Origin of the sequence: Nocardia abscessus (assembly GCF_015477775.1) — a bacterium.
GTDB classification, from domain to species: Bacteria; Actinomycetota; Actinomycetes; order Mycobacteriales; family Mycobacteriaceae; genus Nocardia; species Nocardia abscessus_A.
In genome coordinates, this window is the sequence record NZ_JADLQO010000011.1 from 147,520 (window position 1) to 163,781 (window position 16,262).

General features: G+C 68.5%; 15 protein-coding genes. 9 read left to right on the forward strand and 6 right to left on the reverse strand.

Annotated features, from left to right (window positions below):
- The first annotated feature begins 50 nt into the window (after nucleotides 1-50).
- The 9 genes from IU450_RS25715 to IU450_RS25755 all read left to right on the forward strand — a co-directional run bounded on the left by IU450_RS25715 (nucleotide 51) and on the right by IU450_RS25755 (nucleotide 8,771).
- Entirely contained in the window at nucleotides 51-1,184 is a 1,134-nt protein-coding gene (locus tag IU450_RS25715) for a lactonase family protein (RefSeq protein WP_195152316.1), read from the forward strand.
- Between the two features lie 65 nt (nucleotides 1,185-1,249).
- Nucleotides 1,250-3,631, forward strand: coding sequence for a nitrate- and nitrite sensing domain-containing protein (locus IU450_RS25720; protein WP_195152317.1), 2,382 nt, complete (start codon nucleotides 1,250-1,252; stop codon nucleotides 3,629-3,631).
- Between the two features lie 12 nt (nucleotides 3,632-3,643).
- Nucleotides 3,644-4,075: a roadblock/LC7 domain-containing protein gene (locus tag IU450_RS25725; protein ID WP_228835111.1), complete on the forward strand. Its 432-nt coding sequence runs from the start codon at nucleotides 3,644-3,646 to the stop codon at nucleotides 4,073-4,075.
- A complete protein-coding gene (locus IU450_RS25730; protein WP_195152318.1) occupies nucleotides 4,072-4,455 on the forward strand; it encodes a DUF742 domain-containing protein in 384 nt (127 codons plus the stop codon). The genes IU450_RS25725 and IU450_RS25730 overlap by 4 nt, the downstream gene beginning before the upstream one ends.
- A gap of 19 nt (nucleotides 4,456-4,474) precedes the next feature.
- A complete protein-coding gene (locus tag IU450_RS25735) occupies nucleotides 4,475-5,044 on the forward strand; it encodes a GTP-binding protein (RefSeq protein ID WP_324197822.1) in 570 nt (189 codons plus the stop codon).
- Nucleotides 5,045-5,144: 100 nt separating this feature from the next.
- A complete protein-coding gene (locus IU450_RS25740) occupies nucleotides 5,145-5,567 on the forward strand; it encodes an ester cyclase (protein ID WP_195152320.1) in 423 nt (140 codons plus the stop codon).
- A gap of 121 nt (nucleotides 5,568-5,688) precedes the next feature.
- Complete coding sequence (locus IU450_RS25745) at nucleotides 5,689-6,843, forward strand: lactonase family protein (protein ID WP_195152321.1); 1,155 nt, start codon at nucleotides 5,689-5,691, stop codon at nucleotides 6,841-6,843.
- Nucleotides 6,844-6,960: 117 nt separating this feature from the next.
- A complete protein-coding gene (locus tag IU450_RS25750; RefSeq protein ID WP_195152322.1) occupies nucleotides 6,961-7,389 on the forward strand; it encodes a MarR family winged helix-turn-helix transcriptional regulator in 429 nt (142 codons plus the stop codon).
- Nucleotides 7,386-8,771, forward strand: coding sequence for an MFS transporter (locus tag IU450_RS25755; RefSeq protein ID WP_195152323.1), 1,386 nt, complete (start codon nucleotides 7,386-7,388; stop codon nucleotides 8,769-8,771). The genes IU450_RS25750 and IU450_RS25755 overlap by 4 nt, the downstream gene beginning before the upstream one ends.
- 70 nt (nucleotides 8,772-8,841) lie before the next feature.
- Here the strand turns inward: IU450_RS25755 and IU450_RS25760 are convergent, their stop codons facing one another.
- The 6 genes from IU450_RS25760 to IU450_RS25785 are packed head-to-tail and all read right to left on the reverse strand — an operon-like array spanning nucleotide 8,842 to nucleotide 16,253.
- Nucleotides 8,842-9,678 carry an SDR family NAD(P)-dependent oxidoreductase gene (locus IU450_RS25760; RefSeq protein WP_324197823.1) on the reverse strand — a complete coding sequence of 279 codons (837 nt, stop codon included), beginning with the start codon at nucleotides 9,676-9,678 and terminating at the stop codon, nucleotides 8,842-8,844.
- The gene (locus IU450_RS25765; RefSeq protein ID WP_195152324.1) at nucleotides 9,675-11,138 is read right to left on the reverse strand and encodes an aldehyde dehydrogenase family protein; all 1,464 of its coding nucleotides are present in this window, start codon (nucleotides 11,136-11,138) and stop codon (nucleotides 9,675-9,677) included. Before IU450_RS25765 ends, IU450_RS25760 begins: the two co-directional genes overlap by 4 nt.
- A 43-nt stretch (nucleotides 11,139-11,181) precedes the next feature.
- Nucleotides 11,182-11,940, reverse strand: a complete 759-nt coding sequence (locus IU450_RS25770) for an SDR family NAD(P)-dependent oxidoreductase (RefSeq protein ID WP_195152325.1) — start codon at nucleotides 11,938-11,940, stop codon at nucleotides 11,182-11,184.
- Nucleotides 11,941-11,982: 42 nt separating this feature from the next.
- Complete coding sequence (locus tag IU450_RS25775; RefSeq protein ID WP_195152326.1) at nucleotides 11,983-12,243, reverse strand: hypothetical protein; 261 nt, start codon at nucleotides 12,241-12,243, stop codon at nucleotides 11,983-11,985.
- A 17-nt stretch (nucleotides 12,244-12,260) separates the two neighbouring features.
- The gene (locus IU450_RS25780) at nucleotides 12,261-14,177 is read right to left on the reverse strand and encodes a hydantoinase B/oxoprolinase family protein (protein ID WP_195152327.1); all 1,917 of its coding nucleotides are present in this window, start codon (nucleotides 14,175-14,177) and stop codon (nucleotides 12,261-12,263) included.
- Nucleotides 14,178-14,186: 9 nt separating this feature from the next.
- Complete coding sequence (locus tag IU450_RS25785; RefSeq protein WP_195152328.1) at nucleotides 14,187-16,253, reverse strand: hydantoinase/oxoprolinase family protein; 2,067 nt, start codon at nucleotides 16,251-16,253, stop codon at nucleotides 14,187-14,189.
- Nucleotides 16,254-16,262 lie beyond the last annotated feature (9 nt).

Here is a 16,262-nt window from a genome sequence, read left to right on the forward strand (position 1 = left end):
TTCCGGGCAGGCGACGTGGCCTGCCCGATACACGGAGGTACCGCATCCTGATGCTCAGGAACGCATTCACACCGCGACGTGTCGCCGCAGGCGTGGCCGCCGCGCTCGCGCTGTCGCTGTCCCCGGCCCTCGCGCATTCGGCCCCCGCCGGCGACGCGCCACGCTATCTGCTGGTCACCGGCACCGGTTCTTCGAACATCAGCGTCCTGCGTGTCGATGACAACGGCGCGCTCACTCAGGTGCCCGGCGCGCCGTTCGCCGGCGACACCGGCTCGCTGACTCTCGAGATCACCCCGGACGGCCGCCGGGTCTACACCGGGCACGTGGTCTCGGGCTCGATCATCGGTTACGACCTCGGCGCCGACGGTTCACTGCACGAGATCGCGGGCAGCCGAATGGATTTCGGCGCCCCCGTGATCGGCGTGACGATCACCCCGGACGGTTCCCGTTTGTTCGCGACCGTCGGGTCGCTGACCACCGAGGTCCGTTCCTTCGACATCACCGCCTCCGGCGTTCTCGTCCCGACCGGCGCGTCCGCCACCCCGGTACCCGGAATGAGTGGTTTGAGCCTGCCGCAGGTGACTCCCGACGGGCGCAACCTGATCGTGAGCACGTTCATCGGCGCCACCGTGACCAGCTATGCGATCAATGCCGACGCTTCGCTCACCCAGGTCGGTCCAACCATGGCGACAGGCGAGCGCCCCGCGTTGCCCGCCATCACGCCGAACGGTCGCTACCTCTACATCAGCAACGAAGGCAGTGCCACCCTGTCCGGTTACGTGATCGCACCGGACGGAAGCCTGTCGAACGCGCCGGGCTCGCCGTACCCCACCGGTGACACCCCGCATGGTTCGGCGATCACCGCGGACGGCAAGCGTATGTATGTGCCCGCCTCGAGCGGCGGCCAGGTCGACGGTTTCCACATCGGCGCCGGCGGGGCGCTCTCGCCTCTGCCCGGTTCGCCCTACCCAGCACCGGGCGGTACGGTCCCCGGCCGCGTGGTGCTCAGTCCCGACGAGGACGAGCTCTGGGTCATCGACTCCCTCACCGTGAACGGCACGGCCAGGGTGCACACCTACAACGTCGCCGCCGACGGCAGCGTCGCCCCGTCGGGTCTGCCCGCCGTCGACACCGGAGTGATCTTCCACGACGGCCCGTCCGCCCACCTGACCCCCGCACGATGACCCATCGCGGTGGACCGCCCGGTCCACCGCGACGTCCACGCCTGTCCACCCCGAGGAGAACCGCTGTGCCGTCGGCCGAAGCAGAGCCGAGCGTCGAGGACACCCGTTCCGGCAGCTCACGTCGCCCGTTGCGTGCCCGTTTCGGTACGAGCGTGCGGACTCGCGTGCTGGCGATCGCCCTGATCCCGAGCCTGGTGCTGCTGGCGACGGGCGCGGTCGCGGTCACGCTGGTCGGGCTCCGGGCGCAGTCGGTCAAGGAGTGGTCCGACTACCGGGGCACCGTGATCGACCCGCTGCTGCGGTTCGTGACGTCGATCCAGGCGGAACGACTCGCCAGCGTCACCGCGCAGGATCACTCGCCCGGCGCGGACGCGGAACTGCGCACCAGCCGCGACGACACCGACCGCGCGATCGCCGAGACCGCCCGGATCGCCTCGGCGGCACAGGATATGGATCAGGACACCGGTGCCGAGTCCATCCAGGCGCTCTCGGATCTTGTCGGACGAATGCAGGTGATCCGGGAATCGGTCGACAGCAGGAAGGCGACCACGGGCGACGTCGACCAATATTTCAGCGACCTCATCGCCGCCATGCTCGGTGCGGGTCAGGACTCCGCACGGTTGAAGTCGTCCGACACCACGACAATGGACGCCGAGATGACCGCGATCGACCTGCTGCGCGCAGCCGAGAGCCACTCGCGGGTGGTGAGTCTCGTTGCCGCGGGCACAGCGGCGGCCGACGGCCTGTCGCCGCGTGAGCGGCGCGTTCTCGCGCAGCATATCGGTGTCTACCGTAAACAATTCGACCTGGTCGACACCCGCTTGTCGACGGACGTGCGCACCAGCGTTCGCTCGCTGACCGGTGGCGCCGACTGGCGTGTCGGCACCGCCGGCGAGGACGAGATGGCCGAGCGGGGCGAGCTGATGATGCCGGTGCAGCAATGGCTGGCCGCCGAACGCGCGGTCGACACCCGCCTGATCGCGGTGATCCGCGATCAGTTCCGGGTGACGGTCGACGCGACCAGCGCGGCGGCCGACCGCTTGATCAACCAGCTGCTGATCGTCTCTGCCATCATGCTCTTCGTCACGATCCTCGCGGTGTCGGGCTCGCTGGTGTTGGCGAACCGGCTGCTGCGTCGCCTGCGCACCCTGCGCTCGGCCAGCCTCGAGCTCGCCAACGACCGGCTCCCCGACCTCATCCGCCGCATCCACAACGGCGAACAGGTCGACGCGGAAGCCGAAACGGCCCCGGTCGACAGTGGTCGTGACGAGATCGGTCAGGTGGCCGCGGCATTCGCCATCGCTCAGCGCACCGCGATCGAGACCGCGGTGGGCGAGGCGAGCACCCGCAACGGTTTCAACAAGGTGTTCCTCGACATCGCGTTCCGCAGTCAGGCCCTGGTGCGTAGGCAGCTCGACGTGCTCGATGTGGCCGAGGCCCGCCAGGACGACCCGGAGGACCTGGAGCTGTTGTTCCAGCTCGACCACCTGGCGACTCGCGCGCGCCGCAACTCCGAGAACCTGCTCATCCTCGGCGGTCGCGCACCGGGACGGCGCTGGCGAAACCCGGTGGCGCTGGAGGAGATCGTGCGCAGCGCGGTGTCCGAGACCGAGGGGTACGCACGGGTGAGCGCGATCCGGTTGCCGGCGCTGAGCGTGCTGGGTGCGGCGGTCGCCGACCTCATCCACCTGCTGGCCGAGCTGATCGACAACGCGACGGCGTTCTCTCCGCCGGACGCGCTGGTGGCGGTGCACGGCAACTCGGTCGGCAGGGGAGTGGTGGTCGAGGTCGACGACCAGGGGCTCGGTATCTCCTTCGAGGAACGGGAACGCCTGAACGCGATGCTGGCCGAGCCGCCGCAATTCCACGAGATGGCCTTGGCGGGACATCGTCATCTCGGGCTGTTCGTGGTGAGCAGACTGTCAGCGCGCCATGGCATTTCGGTGACCCTGCAGGAATCGCCGTACGGCGGTGTGCGCGCGATCGTGCTGGTGCCGTGGGCCGTGCTCGAGGCCGGAGACGACAACCCGACGGCTGCAATCGAACCCGTGCGCAGCCGCGACGCCGTGCACCGGGTTCCCGGCGCCACCGCGCTGCCCGGCGCGCCGCGGCCCGACCAGGTTCCGGCGTCGGCCTTACCGGACCGGGTCGGCCGGGCCGACCTGGTGGGTCACAACGGGTACCACGCGGCGAGCCAGGAGCCTCCGGCCAGGCTCAACGGGCATCCGGTCGCCGAGGTGGACCGCAGGCCCGCCCTCCCCGTACGTGAACGGCTCACGCACCTGTCGCCCCAACTCGGCACCGATGTGGGAGATGCGGATTCACACACGGTGCCGCCTGGGTCGACTGCGCGCGTCCGAGCACCCGAGACGGTGCGCACGGCGATGAGTTCGTTGCAGAACGGCACGCGCCGGGCCCGCATCCGACCACCCCATTCCCATCCGTAGAACGGTCAGAACATGAACGAGGACATGATGGTTCGTCAGGCACCGGTCGGCACGCTCGACTGGCTGCTCACCAATCTGGTGACAACGACATCGGGCGCCGAACACGCCGTGGTGCTGTCCGCGGACGGTCTGGCGCTGGCCGGGTCCGACGGTTTCGAGCGGGAGGATCTCGAGCATCTGGCCGCCATGTCGTCGGCCCTGCACAGCCTGGCTCGTGGTGTGGGCACACGTTTCGCCAAGGGGCCGCTGCATCAGACCGTTGTCGAGCTCGAGCACGGTTATCTGCTGGTCACCGAGGCCGGGCACGGCGCGTGTCTGGCCTTGCTGACCGACGCCGACGCGGATCTCGGCCTGATCGCCTACGAGATGAACGTGATCGTCGGCCAGGTGCGTGAGCATCTGTCGGCGGCGCCGAGAACCTCGATGTCGACGCGAGTGCCGTGAGTGAGGGGCCGGATGAGGTGTGGGGCTACGAGGACGACGACCCGGGGCCCCTGGTTCGGCCGTTCGCGCTGACCCGCGGCAGAGCGGGCAGGGATCTGCCGGAGCTGGACATCCTGACCCTGGTGATCTCGGTCGGCTACGACTCCGACGTGAGCAAGCTCGAGCGCGAGTACGCCCAGATCTTCCAGCTGTGCCGCCATCGGCCGTTGTCGATCGTCGAAATCGCCGCCCACCTGAAATTGCTGCTGGTCACCGTGAAGGTGCTGGTCAGCGACCTCATCGCGGCCGGCTATGTGATCTTCCGATCTCCACCGAGGGCCGAGGCAGGCCCCGACCCCGAACTACTGCAGGCGGTATTGGATGGCATACGCAACCTCTGACGGACGCGGTTCGGCGGTCATGTCCACCGAACTGGCGGTGAAGATCCTGGTGGCCGGGGGATTCGGGGTCGGAAAGACGACAATGGTTGGTGCGATCAGCGAGATCACCCCACTGCGCACCGAGGAACAGCTCACCGAACTGAGTAGTTCCGTGGACGATCTGCGCGGTATCGAAGGCAAGCAGACCACCACGGTGGCATTGGATTTCGGCCGGATCACGATCAATCCGCGGGTGATCTTGTACCTGTTCGGTACTCCCGGGCAGGACCGGTTCTGGTTCCTGTGGCCGGAACTGTCGCGTGGCGCGCTCGGCGCGGTGGTGCTGGTCGACACGCGCCGGCTGGCCGACAGTTTCGCCGCGGTGGATTACTTCGAGTCCCGGCGGATTCCGTTCGTGGTCGCGGTGAACTGCTTCGACGGCGCGGATCGGTATGCGCCCGAGGAGATCGGCGCCGCGTTGGGGGTGCCCACCCATGTGCCGATCATGCTGTGTGATGCGCGTGATCGCGCGTCGTGCAAGGAGGTACTGGTCTCCCTGTTCGAATACATCATGGCGAGCACCACCGCCGTGCGGCGGCACCTGAGGTGAATTCTGTAGGCGCACAGAAACTCTGGCGCGAACTAAGAAAGCACAATATATTATCTGGTGTCCGGGGATCCGGATGCGAACCTCATCGAAAGGTCAACCAATGAGCGATCTGCTCGACCTCGTCAACGTGCACTACGCCGGCCTCGAAGGCGGCGATCTGGAACTGGCCGCGAGCCCCTTCACCGAGGATGTGGCGGCGCAGTTCCCGTCCGGCCCGCTCACCGGGATCGAGGCGCTGCGCGGGATGATCGGCGCCTTCATCACCGCGTTCCCCGGGATGAAGATCGAGCGTCGCAACACCTGGGTCGACGGTGACACCGCGATCGCCGAGATCGTCTTCACCGGCGTGCAGACCGGGCCGCTGGCGACCGCCGACGGTGAGGTTCCACCGTCCGGTCGCGCGGTGACGTTCCCGCTCATCGACACCTTCACCCTGCGCGACGGCAAGGTCGGTGAGCACCGCGTCTATTGGGACAATGTGAGCTTCTTGACCCAGCTCGGCCTGATGCCCGCCCAGGGCTGAGCGGCCCTTTCGACGCGAGACCCCTTCGGCTTCGGCTGGAGGGGTCTCGCTGTCTGTGCCGGTGGTCGGTGTGCAGTTTTCTGGACATTTCGCCGGCGGTTCGGGCCATAACCTCCCAGGCATGACCTCTGATTCAATGTCGACAGGTGGTTCGGGGACGCGGCGCGCGCGAGCGGGCTGGGTGATCGCCCTCGCGGCGACCGTTCTGCCCGGCTTCACGGCGACAGCGCAACCCGCGGCGGCCGACCCGGGCGGCTACCACATCTACGCCCACGGGTTCCTCGGCAACGGCATCGCCGGCTACAACGCTTCCGACACAGACCAGCCGACGCCGATCCTGGGCAAGCCGATGCCCGGTGCGCTGAACTGGCCGCAGGCGCCCACCCTGGACGGCCGGTTCCTGTTCGTCGCCCCGGGAACGAACCCCCAGCTGATCCCCTACGTCATCGGCACCGACGGCGAACTCACCGCGGGGACGCGGCTCGCGATGCCCGATGTCCCGGTGGACATCATCTTCGCGCCGAACAACCGCGACGCCTTCGTCGTCGTCGGTCTGCAGAATGCGCAGGTGGTGCCGGTGCGCATCGGCGCCGACGGAACCCCCGTCCGCAACGGTTCGCCCATGCCTTTCGGGGAGTCGCTCGACGGCGTCGCCTCGGGCACCGTCTCGCCGGACGGCAAGCAGTTGTACGTGGCCAGCCTTTTGCCCCGTCAGCTGCTGGTGTTCGACATCAATGCCGATGGGTCGGTTTCCCCGGTCAAGCAGCGGGTGTCGACCGGGTTGAATCCGATCTATCCGCGGGTCACCCCGGATGGCAGGCACGTGTATGTCATCAACGAGATCAGCGGTTCGGTGTCCGGCTTCACGCGGGCCGCGGACGGTACGCTCACCGAGGTCGGGGGGTCGCCGTTCCCGACCGGCATGCTGCCGCACGTCACGAGTATCACGCCCGACGGTCGCTTCCTGTATGTGCCGAACATGGGGTCGGGTCACATCAGCTCCTTCGCGGTGGAGCCGAACGGTGTGCTCACGCCGCTGCCCGATGTCGCTTTCGCGCCGGAGAAGCCCGGCACTTTCGCCGAATCGTCGGTGATGTCACCGAGCGGTGAGGTGCTGTGGGCGCTGGGTACCGACCCGTTGCGCGGCGGCGAAGAGATCCTGAGGCGGTTCACAGTCGGCTCCGACGGTGTCCTCGACCTGGATGAATCGGTCGCGATCTACACCGGCACGTATGTTGCCGACGGTCGGACGTTGTCGCTGGTTCCCCGACGCTGATCTGACACACAAGGCCCCTCCGGCATCGGCCGGAGGGGCCTTTCGCGTGTCGGCGCTATGCGCAGCATCACCGCAGTTATGCAACTAAGTTGATTAATTTAGTTGTATGGTTGGCTAATGACTTCCGTACCGTCCACCGCCCGAGAGCTGGGTGAAGTCCTGCATCCGATCGCCCGGCGGCTGCTCGCCGGCCGGACGATCTCGGCGGGCAAGCTCGGCGTCCTCGGCTATCTGTCTACGCACGGGCGAGCCACCGCGACCACGCTGGCGACCGTCCAGACCGTCAGCCCCCAGGCCATCGCCACCGCTGTGCGCGAACTCGAAGCCCTCGGGCTGGTCGTGCGCACGCCCGACAGCGAGGACCGCCGTCGCGTGTGGGTCGAACTCACCGACGCAGGCCGCGCCCGGCTCGTCGAGGAGCGGGCGGTGGGGTTGAGCTGGCTGGCGCGCGCCATCGACGAGCGCCTCACCGACGAGGAACATGACGCCCTCGGCCAGGCGCTGCCCGCGCTGCGGAAATTGGCCGCCGCGGGGCCGATCGAATGACCGCCGCGCGGCGGCTGACCCCCGCCCTCATCTACACCGCACTGACCTCTGCCATCGTCAGCTCGCTCGGCATGTTGCTGGTGCCGGCGATCTCGCGCGACATGCATGTCGACGTGAGCGCGGCGCAGTGGATGCTCACCGTCAACCTGCTGGTCGGCGCGGTGACGACCCCGGTCATGGGCAGGCTCAGCGACGGCCCGCACAAGAAGCGGCTGCTGCTGTGGTCGTTGACGATCATCCTGATCGGGTCGGTCGTGGCGGCCGTGGCCACCGATTTCGCGGTGTTCCTGATCGGGCGTGCGTTGCAAGGACTCAGTTACGGGATCGTGCCGGTGACCATCGCGCTCGCCCGCCGCTATCTGCCCGCCGACGAAGTGCGCAACGGCATCTCGACACTGTCGGTCACGGTGACCACCGGGCTCGGGCTCGGCTACCCGCTCACCGGCATCCTCGCCGATGTGTTCAGCTATCGCTTCGCCTTCTGGGCGGCGGCGCTGTTCCTGCTGACGACCGTGTTCGTGGTCTGGAAAGTGGTGCCGGACGGCCCGGACGAGCGGGCGCCTCGCACTCCGTTCGACCTGCGCGGCGCCTTGCTGCTCGGTGCAGGTCTCGCGGCGTTGCTGCTCGTCGCCGGTGAGGGTTCGCGGTGGGGGTGGGGGTCGCCGTGGACGATCGGTCTGCTTGTCGTATCGCTGGCGATCCTGACGGTGTGGGCGCTGGTGGAACTGCGCACCGAGCACGCGCTGGTCGATCTGCGTGTGCTGCGTGCCGGTGACGCGCTGGTCGCCAACGGCACCGCGATCGGCCTCGGCGCCGCGATGTACGCCTGCCTGTCGATCGCCAGTCTGATCGCGCAGGCACCCGCCACCACCGGCTACGGCATCGCGATGCCGTTGTTCTGGGCCGGATTCGTCATGCTGCCGCTGTCGGTCGGCAGTTTCGCGGCGAACCGGGTTGTCCGGTTGGTCTCGGCCCGTATCCCCATGCGCGCCTTGCTGATTCCCGGCGCCGCCCTGGTCACCGCGTCCAGCCTGCTGCTGTGGCTGGCCCACGACGAGCTCTGGGAGATTCTCCTCGGAATGTTCGGCTTCGGCGCGGGCATCGGCACGACCTATGCGGCGATGCCGGCACTGATCGCGCGCAGTGTGGCCGACCGCGAGCTCGGCAGCGCCGTGAGCTTCAACCAAGTTCTGCGTACCGTCGGCGGCTCGTTCGGTAGCGCCATGTCCGGCGCGGTCCTCGCCGCCCACCTCGCCCCCGGCGGCTACCCGAGCAGCACCGGAATCGGCATCGCGCTGGCCGTCGGCGCCGTCGGCTGCACTGCGGTGCTCACCGTCCTCCTGGTCGCCCACCTGATGACGCGGCGCGAGCGACAGCACTGACAGGTCACCGCACTGATGAGAGTGTGGGGCGAGGTCTGTCAGGACCGGCAAATTCCGGGGATGGGCCTGCTCACGAACCGGTGTGGAACTCCGTGGCGAACTCGGTGATGAGCGAGACCGTGGCGTCCTTGGTGACCGCGGTCGCGCCGCCGTCGACCGGCAGCGCGACGCCGGTGATCCACGCCGACAGATCGCTGGCGAGGAACAGTGCGGCGTTGGCGATATCGCGGGCCTGGCCCGCGCGCCCGATCAGCGTCTCGCCACCGATGCGGTCGCCGATCCCGGTCAGGAACTCGTCCTCGCGGTCTCGGCCCACCCCGAACATGTCGGTGATGATCGAGGTGAGGACCGCGCCCGGCAGGATGGCGTTCGAGCGGATGCCGGTGCCCTGGTTCTCCATGGCGGTTTGACGGACCAGGGCGAGCCAGGCTGCCTTGGCCATCGAATACGCGGCGCCGTTCCACCCGGCCTGCAACGCGGCGACACTGGCGGTGGTGATGATCGAGCCCGGGCTGCCCTGTGCACGGAACTGCCGGGCCGCGTACTTGTGCGCGGCGACGTGGGCCTGCAGGTTCAGCGCCAGCGTGCGGTCGAGTCCTGCCGGAGTGAGGTCATCGATCGGCGAAAGATCCACGGCGGCACCGGCATTGCTGAACATGACATCGAGTCGGCCGAAGGTGTCGACCGCGACGCTGACGACGGACTCGACCTGCGCCGCGGAGGTGACATCCGTGCGTACGAACAGTGCCGAATCGCCGAGGTGTGCGGCGGCGGCCGCTCCACGTTCGTCCTGGATGTCGGCCAGTACCACCTTCGCCCCGTGTTCGACGAAGGCTTCCGCGCTGGCAAGGCCCATTCCGCTCGCCGCGCCGGTGATGACGGCGACCTTGCCGTGTAACAGGCTCACAGCGGCCACTGCAGGTGTTTGACTTCGAAGAACTCGCGGAATCCTTCTTCACCGCCTTCTCTGCCGATGCCGCTGTGGCCGGGGCCGCCCCAGGGGGCGTCGGGGCGCATGCCGCCGCCACCGTTGATGGTGACGGTGCCCGAGCGCAGCCGCCGGGCGAACTCGATGGCGGCGGGCGTCGGTCCCCAGACGTTGGCGTTGAGGGCGTATTTGACGTCGTTGGCCATGCGGACGGCGTCGTCGAGGTCGGTGTAGGGCATGACGACGCCGACGGGGGCGAACAGTTCTTCCTGGGCGATTTCGGCTTCGTTCGGCACACCGGTCACCAGGGTCGGCTCGAGGAAGAATCCGTCGTCGAGGCCTGCCGGTCGGCCGCCACCGACGGGGATCTCGGCGCCCGCGTCACGTGCTCGGGCGAGGAATCCTTCGACGTCGGCGCGGTGTTCGCCGGTGATGAGTGGGCCGAGGACGGTGTCGGGTGCGAGCGGGTCACCGACGGTGAGGGTGCGCAGGAACGCGCCCGAACGCTCGACGTATTCGTCGAAATCCGCCTGTGGCACCAGGGTTCGTGTGGTCGCTCCGCAAGCTTGGCCGCTGTTGCGGGTGAACCGCAGCGCCGAGGCGGGGACCGCGCGTTCCAGGTCGGTGCCTGGCAGCACGATGTTGGGTGACTTGCCGCCGAGTTCGAGGACCACCTTCTTCAACGTCGGTGCGGCCAGGGTGAGGATCGTGCTGCCGACGGTGGGGGAGCCGGTGAAGGTGACCATGTCGACTTCGGCGGCGGTGACGACCTGTTCGGTGACCGGCGGTGGTCCGAACACGAAATTGACCGCGCCAGGGGGGAATCCGGCTTCCTCGACCAGCCTGACGAAAGCGGCGGTGAGCAGCACTGCTTTGGGCGAGGTGACCAGCACGGTGGAACAGCCTGCGGCGAGGGCGGCGCCGAGTTTGTAGGCGCTCATCATGATCGGCACGTTGTAGGCGACGATCGCGGCGACCACGCCCGCGGGTTGGCGCAACAGCAGGCTGCTGGTGGTGATCGGGTCGTGGTCGAGCGGCATGGGCTGTTCGTAGCCATCGCGGGGGCCCCGGATGGCGGCGTCGGCGAACCAGCGGAAGAACTTCGCGGGCAGGTCGACGTGGAGGGTGGGTCCGCTGCTGATCGGGGTGCCGATCTCGGTGGCCGCTAGCCCGACCAGTTCTTCCCGGTTCTCGTCGAGCAGCTCGGCGAGGCGGTGCAGCAGGGCGCCGCGCTCGGCCGGACCGAGACGGCTCCACGCACCACCGTCGAAGGCGCGTCGGGCAGCGGAGACGGCCGCGGTCACCTGGGCGGGGCCGCTGGCTGGGGTGAGCGCCACCTGGAGTCCGGTCGCGGGGTTGATCGTGGCGATGGCGTCGCCGTCACCACCGCTCCAGCGACCGTCGATGTAACTCGCGGCCGCGCCGACCAAAGTTGTCATGCGTGAATCCTTTTCGGGTAGAGATCAATTCGAGAAGGGGCGGTCATCCCGCCATATAGCCACCGTCGACGACGAACTCGCCGCCGGTGGCGTAGGCAGCACGGTCGGACAGCAGCCAGCACGCCATCTCCGCGATCTCCCGCGGCTGGGCGAGTCGGGCCGAGGGGATGCGCGCCATGATGGCGTCACCGCTGCGGCGCTTGGCGTCCTTCATCAGGTCGGTGTCGGTGTAGCCGGGGCACACCGCGTTGATCCGGATGGTCGGCGCGTATTCGATGGCGGCGGTCTTGGTGAGCCCGATGACGCCGTGCTTGGCCGCCGAATATCCGGCGGTGGTTTTGAAGCCGGTGCGCCCGGCCAGCGACGCGGTGTTCACGATCGCGCCGCCGCGCTGGGCTTCCATTTGCGCCAATTCCGCCCGCAGACAGAGCCATACGCCTTTGAGGTTCACCGCGATCGCGCGATCGAAGGCGTCCTCGTCCCACTCGCCGACGCGGCGGCCGCCCTGGCCGATCTGCCCGCCGCTGACCCCGGCGTTGTTGAACGCGCCGTCGAGGCGGCCGTATTCGGCGACGACCGCGTCGATCAATGCGGTCACCGCGGCACCGTCGGTGAGGTCCGCGGGCAGTGCGAGAACTTCACCGCCCGCGGCGCGCACCTGCTCGGCGGTGGCTTCCAGGCGGTCTTCGGAGACATCGGTCAGCGCGAGCCGCGCGCCTTCCTCGGCGGCGAGCAGCGCTGTAGCCGTACCGATCCCGCCTGCGGCGCCGGTGATGAGGACGACTCTCCCGTCGAGCATCATGAGCGATCTGTCCTTCCGGGACGAATGATGATGGGAGAGGACTTATCCGACGCGGGAAGCCGGCCAGTCCCGGGCGGGGGAGCGCCACGCGGGCCAGTGGTCCTCGGGTTCGGGCCGGGTCACCGACACGTGGTGGAAGCACCGCTGGCACTTCACGACCATGCGCGGACCGAGGAAGTTGGCGACGGGATAGCGGGCCAGCTCGGCCGCACCGCAGGCCGGGCACGCACCGTCGACGGGCACGCGTTCGACGTATACGCGGTCGGTTTCGGGGCGGGGGAACAGGAGTCGATCGACTGACATGAGAGTGGTCCTTGTCTTCAGAGGGTCCAGGTGAGGGGAGTGGCGACCGGCACCTGCCAGCGCCCCTCGGCACGCTCGGTCGCCAGGTGTGCACGCTGTGCGGTAGTGGCTGCTTCGTCGACCTCGCCCTCAGCGAGCACGACTCCGTAACCGGCAGCGGCGAATTCGGGGCTCACCAGTCCGGCCCGCACGTCGGCGGCGACCCGAGCGGCTTCGCGTTCGAGTGGGTCGCCCCAGCCGCCGCCACCGCCGATGACGAACCGCAGGGCGTCTCCGGCTTTCAGGATCAGTCCGGAGAACTTGCCCGTCCGATAGCGTGCGCCCCGGCCGAATTCGCCGTGGTTGGGGTCGGGCCTGCCGTCGGCGTCGAACATGCCGAACAACGGCTCGACCCCGCGCAGATCGAGCGGATCGCCGTGCCGGGCGAGATCGAAATTCTCGATGTACCAGCCGAATGCGGGAGCGCCCGCGCCGCCGCCGTTGGACCCGGGCGCGCCGACGCGGATCCGGTCGGCGGTGACGGTGACCATCGTGTCGCACTCGGCGTAGATCGAATACACCGAACCGGCACCGCCGCGATACTGCCCGGCACCGGCGGTGTCGATCACCATCTCGTGCTGGACGACGACCAGCGGGCTCTCGATCTCGAGGTGTTCCTGGACGGAGGTGCGGCAGTTGCCGATCGGGATCACACAGAACGAGACGCCGTCTTCCTTCCAGGTGCCGCCCCAGCCGCCGCCGGCGAGCGCGAACGCACCCCATGGCGTGCCCTCGTGCCCGGCGCGGGTGTCGATGCCGCCCAGGCTGACGACCACCGCGGTGCCGGTGTCGCAGGCGAAGGCTTCGTCGTTGGCCTGACTCAGCGCCTGGGTCACCACATTGATGCCGCGAGCGCCGATATCGGCGTGGTTGGAGCAGCTCGACGGCGGCAGTACCTGGACCACGCTGCCGGGCGGCAGGATGGTTTCGACCGGCCGCAAGGTGCCGCTGTTGACCGGGGTGGACGGGTCGACCATCAGCTTGACCGCCTCGATGCAGCGGGTGGCCTCGCACCAGGCGGTACCGCAGTTGCCCAGCGGCTGACGGCCGGAGCCGGAGAAGTCGATTTCCATCGAATCTCCGCGGACCTTCACGGTCACGTGCACGGGGATCGCTTCGTCGCTCACGCCGTCCTCGTCGAGGAAGTCCTCGGCCGTGTAGTCGCCGTCGGGGATGCTCGCGATACCGCGGCGCATGCTCGCCTCGGTGGATTCGATGGCATAGCGTCCCGCCGCACGGATCTTGTCCAGGCCGCTGCGGGCGATGAGTTCCTGCAGCTGCCGTTCGCCGACGACCAGGCAGCCGTGCAGTGCGCGCAGGTCTCCGAGCACGAGCTGCGGTACCCGGTTGTTCTCGAGGATGAAGTTGAAGGTCGGCCGCACCGGAACGTCGTTGGCGTACAACAGTGTCGGCGGCAGTTTGAGCTGTTCCTCGAAATGGGTCTGGGTGCCGTTGGAGAAGCCGCCGGGGATCGCGCCGCCGAGGTCGACCAGGTGCGAGGTGGAGTGCAGCAGGAACTCCACGCGGCCGTTCACGAACACCGGACGCAGCAGGTTCACGTCGGACTGGTGGATGGTGCCGCGCCACGGGTCGTTGACGAAGATGACGTCACCGGGCTGCATCGTGTCGATGTCCCAGTCGTCCATCACGAAGTTCGCGATGTGCGGTGCGGTGAAGGCGTGCTGCATGCAACCCTCCCACAGGGCGACGGTCTCCCAGCCGTCGTCGGTGCGCATGTGGATGGCGCTGGTGCAGTCGAGGATGTCGCGGCAGACCGGGGAGAAGGCACTGCGCATCAGGGAATCCAGCATTTCGCGGGCGACTTCGATGAGGCCATAGCGCAGGATGTCGAGTTCGACGTCGACGGCGGGGCCGGGGGTTTCGATGGTGGTCATGGTTGCTCCTCAGGCCTGCGGCTCGATGATGAGATCGAGGTCGTCGTCCACGTGGGCCACCCGGCCGGGCAGCACCAGGGTGGTCGCGAATTTCTCGGCGATCAGGGCGGGGCCCGGCACCGGGTGGTGCGGCGTGAGACGTTCGCGGACGTGGATCGGTACCTCGACGGGTTCGGTGGCGCCGGGCACGGTCAGCCGGGTGGTGCGTAGGAAGGACTCGCCCTGCTCGGGGGTGTGGTCGGCGGCGCCGAGTTCGCGCGGGATCACCGCAGTCACTTCGACGGTCGACACGACCACGGGGATCTCCGGTGCCGCGAAACCGTAGGAGTCCTGGTAGAACTCGTGGAATCGGGGGATCAGTTCGCCGACCCGCTCGGCGGTGATCGCGCCCGCCTCGATCGGCAGCCGGTTGTCCCAGGTCTGACCGCGGTACATCGCGAACACGGCGCGTTCGAAGCGCAGGCGCGACACGTCGATGCCCTGGTCCCGCAGATCGGTCCGGATGCTGTCCTGCAGGGCCGTGAACGCGGCCTCCACAGCCTCGGCGTGGTCGGGCGCGAGCGGAGTCATGATGGATTGCGCGCGTGTGACCATCAGATCGCTGCGCAGCAGACCCAGCGCGGAGAACTGGCCGGGGCTGCGCGGCACGATCACCTTGTCCAGGCCGAGGATCTGACCGACCCGGTCGGCGAGCATCGGCCCCGCCGAGCCGGACGGTTGCAGGGCGAACTCGCGGACGTTGAGGCCGCGGTACACCGAGATGCTGCGCACCTTCGCGGCGATGTCCTGGCAGGCGATTTCGTAAGCGGCCGAAGCGAGTTCGAGCGCCGACATGCCCCACTGCTTGCCAGTGGTGCGCAAGGCCTCGACGGCGCCGTCGACATCGAGTCGGATCGCGCCGTTGGCGAACAGGTCCGGCTGCAGGATGCCGAGTGCGGCACACGCGTCGGTGAGGGTCGGTTCCACGCCGCCGCGCTGGTAGCAGACCGGGCCCGGATTCGATCCGGCCGAGGCCGGGCCGACGGCGACAGTGCCGAGGGCGCTGGGCCGGATCAGGCTACCCGCGCCGGAACCGATGCTCTCGACGTCGACCAGCGGCATGGTCAGGGTCAACCCGGTCTCGAGGGTCCAGGTGTCGGTGAGCGGGGTCTTGCCGCCACGAATCGCGGCCACATCGGTGCTGGTGCCTCCGACATCGATGGTGAGCAGGTTCGGGGCGCCGCTCTCGTTGGCTAGCTTGACGCTGCCGCTCACCCCGCCGACCGGGCCGGAGACGAGCTGGAACACCGGTGCCCGGCCCGCGTCCGCGAAGGTCGCCACGCCGCCGTTCATCATCATGATCCACAAGGTGCCCCGGTAGTCCTGCTCGGACAGCCGGGCCATCAAGCGTTCGAGATAGCCGACGACGGCCGGTCCCACGTAGGCGTCCAGCGCCACGGTGGTGGTGCGTTCGTGTTCGCGCGTCACCGGATACAGCGCCGAGGTCTGGATATAGGCGCCGGGCAGTTCCTCGGCGACGATCTCGGCGGTGCGCTGCTCGTGCGCGGTGTTGATGTAGGAGTTCATCAGGCATACGGCCACCGAGCGGGCGCCCTGTTCGCCGAGTTCGCGGGCGGCGCGGCGCACGGCGTCCTCGTCGAGCGCGAGGAGTTCGGTGCCGTCGTAGCGCAGCCGACCCGGAACACCGAAGCGGGATTCGCGCCGCACGATCGGGCGCTCCTGGTGCGGGCGCAGCCAGGTGGGATCGTAGAAACGGTCACCGAATTCGCGGTGCATGCGCCCGATGTCGAGCAGATCGCGGTGGCCGCCGGTGGCGATCAGGCCGGTGTGCGCGCCCGTGCGGCTCAGCAGCGCGTTGATCCCCACCGTGTGCCCGTGCACGATCTCGGCGACCTCGGGCACGGCGACGTCGATCGCCGCCAGCGCCGCGAGGACGCCGACCTCCTGTTCCGTGGTGGACAGCACTTTGCCGTCGCGGACCTCGCCGGTGGCCTGGTTCAGCCCGATGATGTCGGTGAACGTGCCACCGACGTCGATGCCGACGATCCAGTCGGCTTCCCGTTCGCTCTGTGTCATCCCGCGCCT

Bases quoted from the DNA above. Each gene is read 5' to 3' on its own strand.
- IU450_RS25715 (WP_195152316.1), top strand. From the start codon at position 51: ATGCTCAGGAACGCATTCACACCGCGACGTGTCGCCGCAGGCGTGGCC.
- IU450_RS25725 (WP_228835111.1), top strand. From the start codon at position 3,644: ATGAACGAGGACATGATGGTTCGTCAGGCACCGGTCGGCACGCTCGAC.
- IU450_RS25735 (WP_324197822.1), top strand. From the start codon at position 4,475: ATGTCCACCGAACTGGCGGTGAAGATCCTGGTGGCCGGGGGATTCGGG.
- IU450_RS25740 (WP_195152320.1), top strand. From the start codon at position 5,145: ATGAGCGATCTGCTCGACCTCGTCAACGTGCACTACGCCGGCCTCGAA.
- IU450_RS25745 (WP_195152321.1), top strand. From the start codon at position 5,689: ATGACCTCTGATTCAATGTCGACAGGTGGTTCGGGGACGCGGCGCGCG.
- IU450_RS25750 (WP_195152322.1), top strand. From the start codon at position 6,961: ATGACTTCCGTACCGTCCACCGCCCGAGAGCTGGGTGAAGTCCTGCAT.
- IU450_RS25755 (WP_195152323.1), top strand. From the start codon at position 7,386: ATGACCGCCGCGCGGCGGCTGACCCCCGCCCTCATCTACACCGCACTG.
- IU450_RS25765 (WP_195152324.1), bottom strand. From the start codon at position 11,138: ATGACAACTTTGGTCGGCGCGGCCGCGAGTTACATCGACGGTCGCTGG.
- IU450_RS25770 (WP_195152325.1), bottom strand. From the start codon at position 11,940: ATGATGCTCGACGGGAGAGTCGTCCTCATCACCGGCGCCGCAGGCGGG.
- IU450_RS25775 (WP_195152326.1), bottom strand. From the start codon at position 12,243: ATGTCAGTCGATCGACTCCTGTTCCCCCGCCCCGAAACCGACCGCGTA.
- IU450_RS25780 (WP_195152327.1), bottom strand. From the start codon at position 14,177: ATGACCACCATCGAAACCCCCGGCCCCGCCGTCGACGTCGAACTCGAC.
- IU450_RS25785 (WP_195152328.1), bottom strand. From the start codon at position 16,253: ATGACACAGAGCGAACGGGAAGCCGACTGGATCGTCGGCATCGACGTC.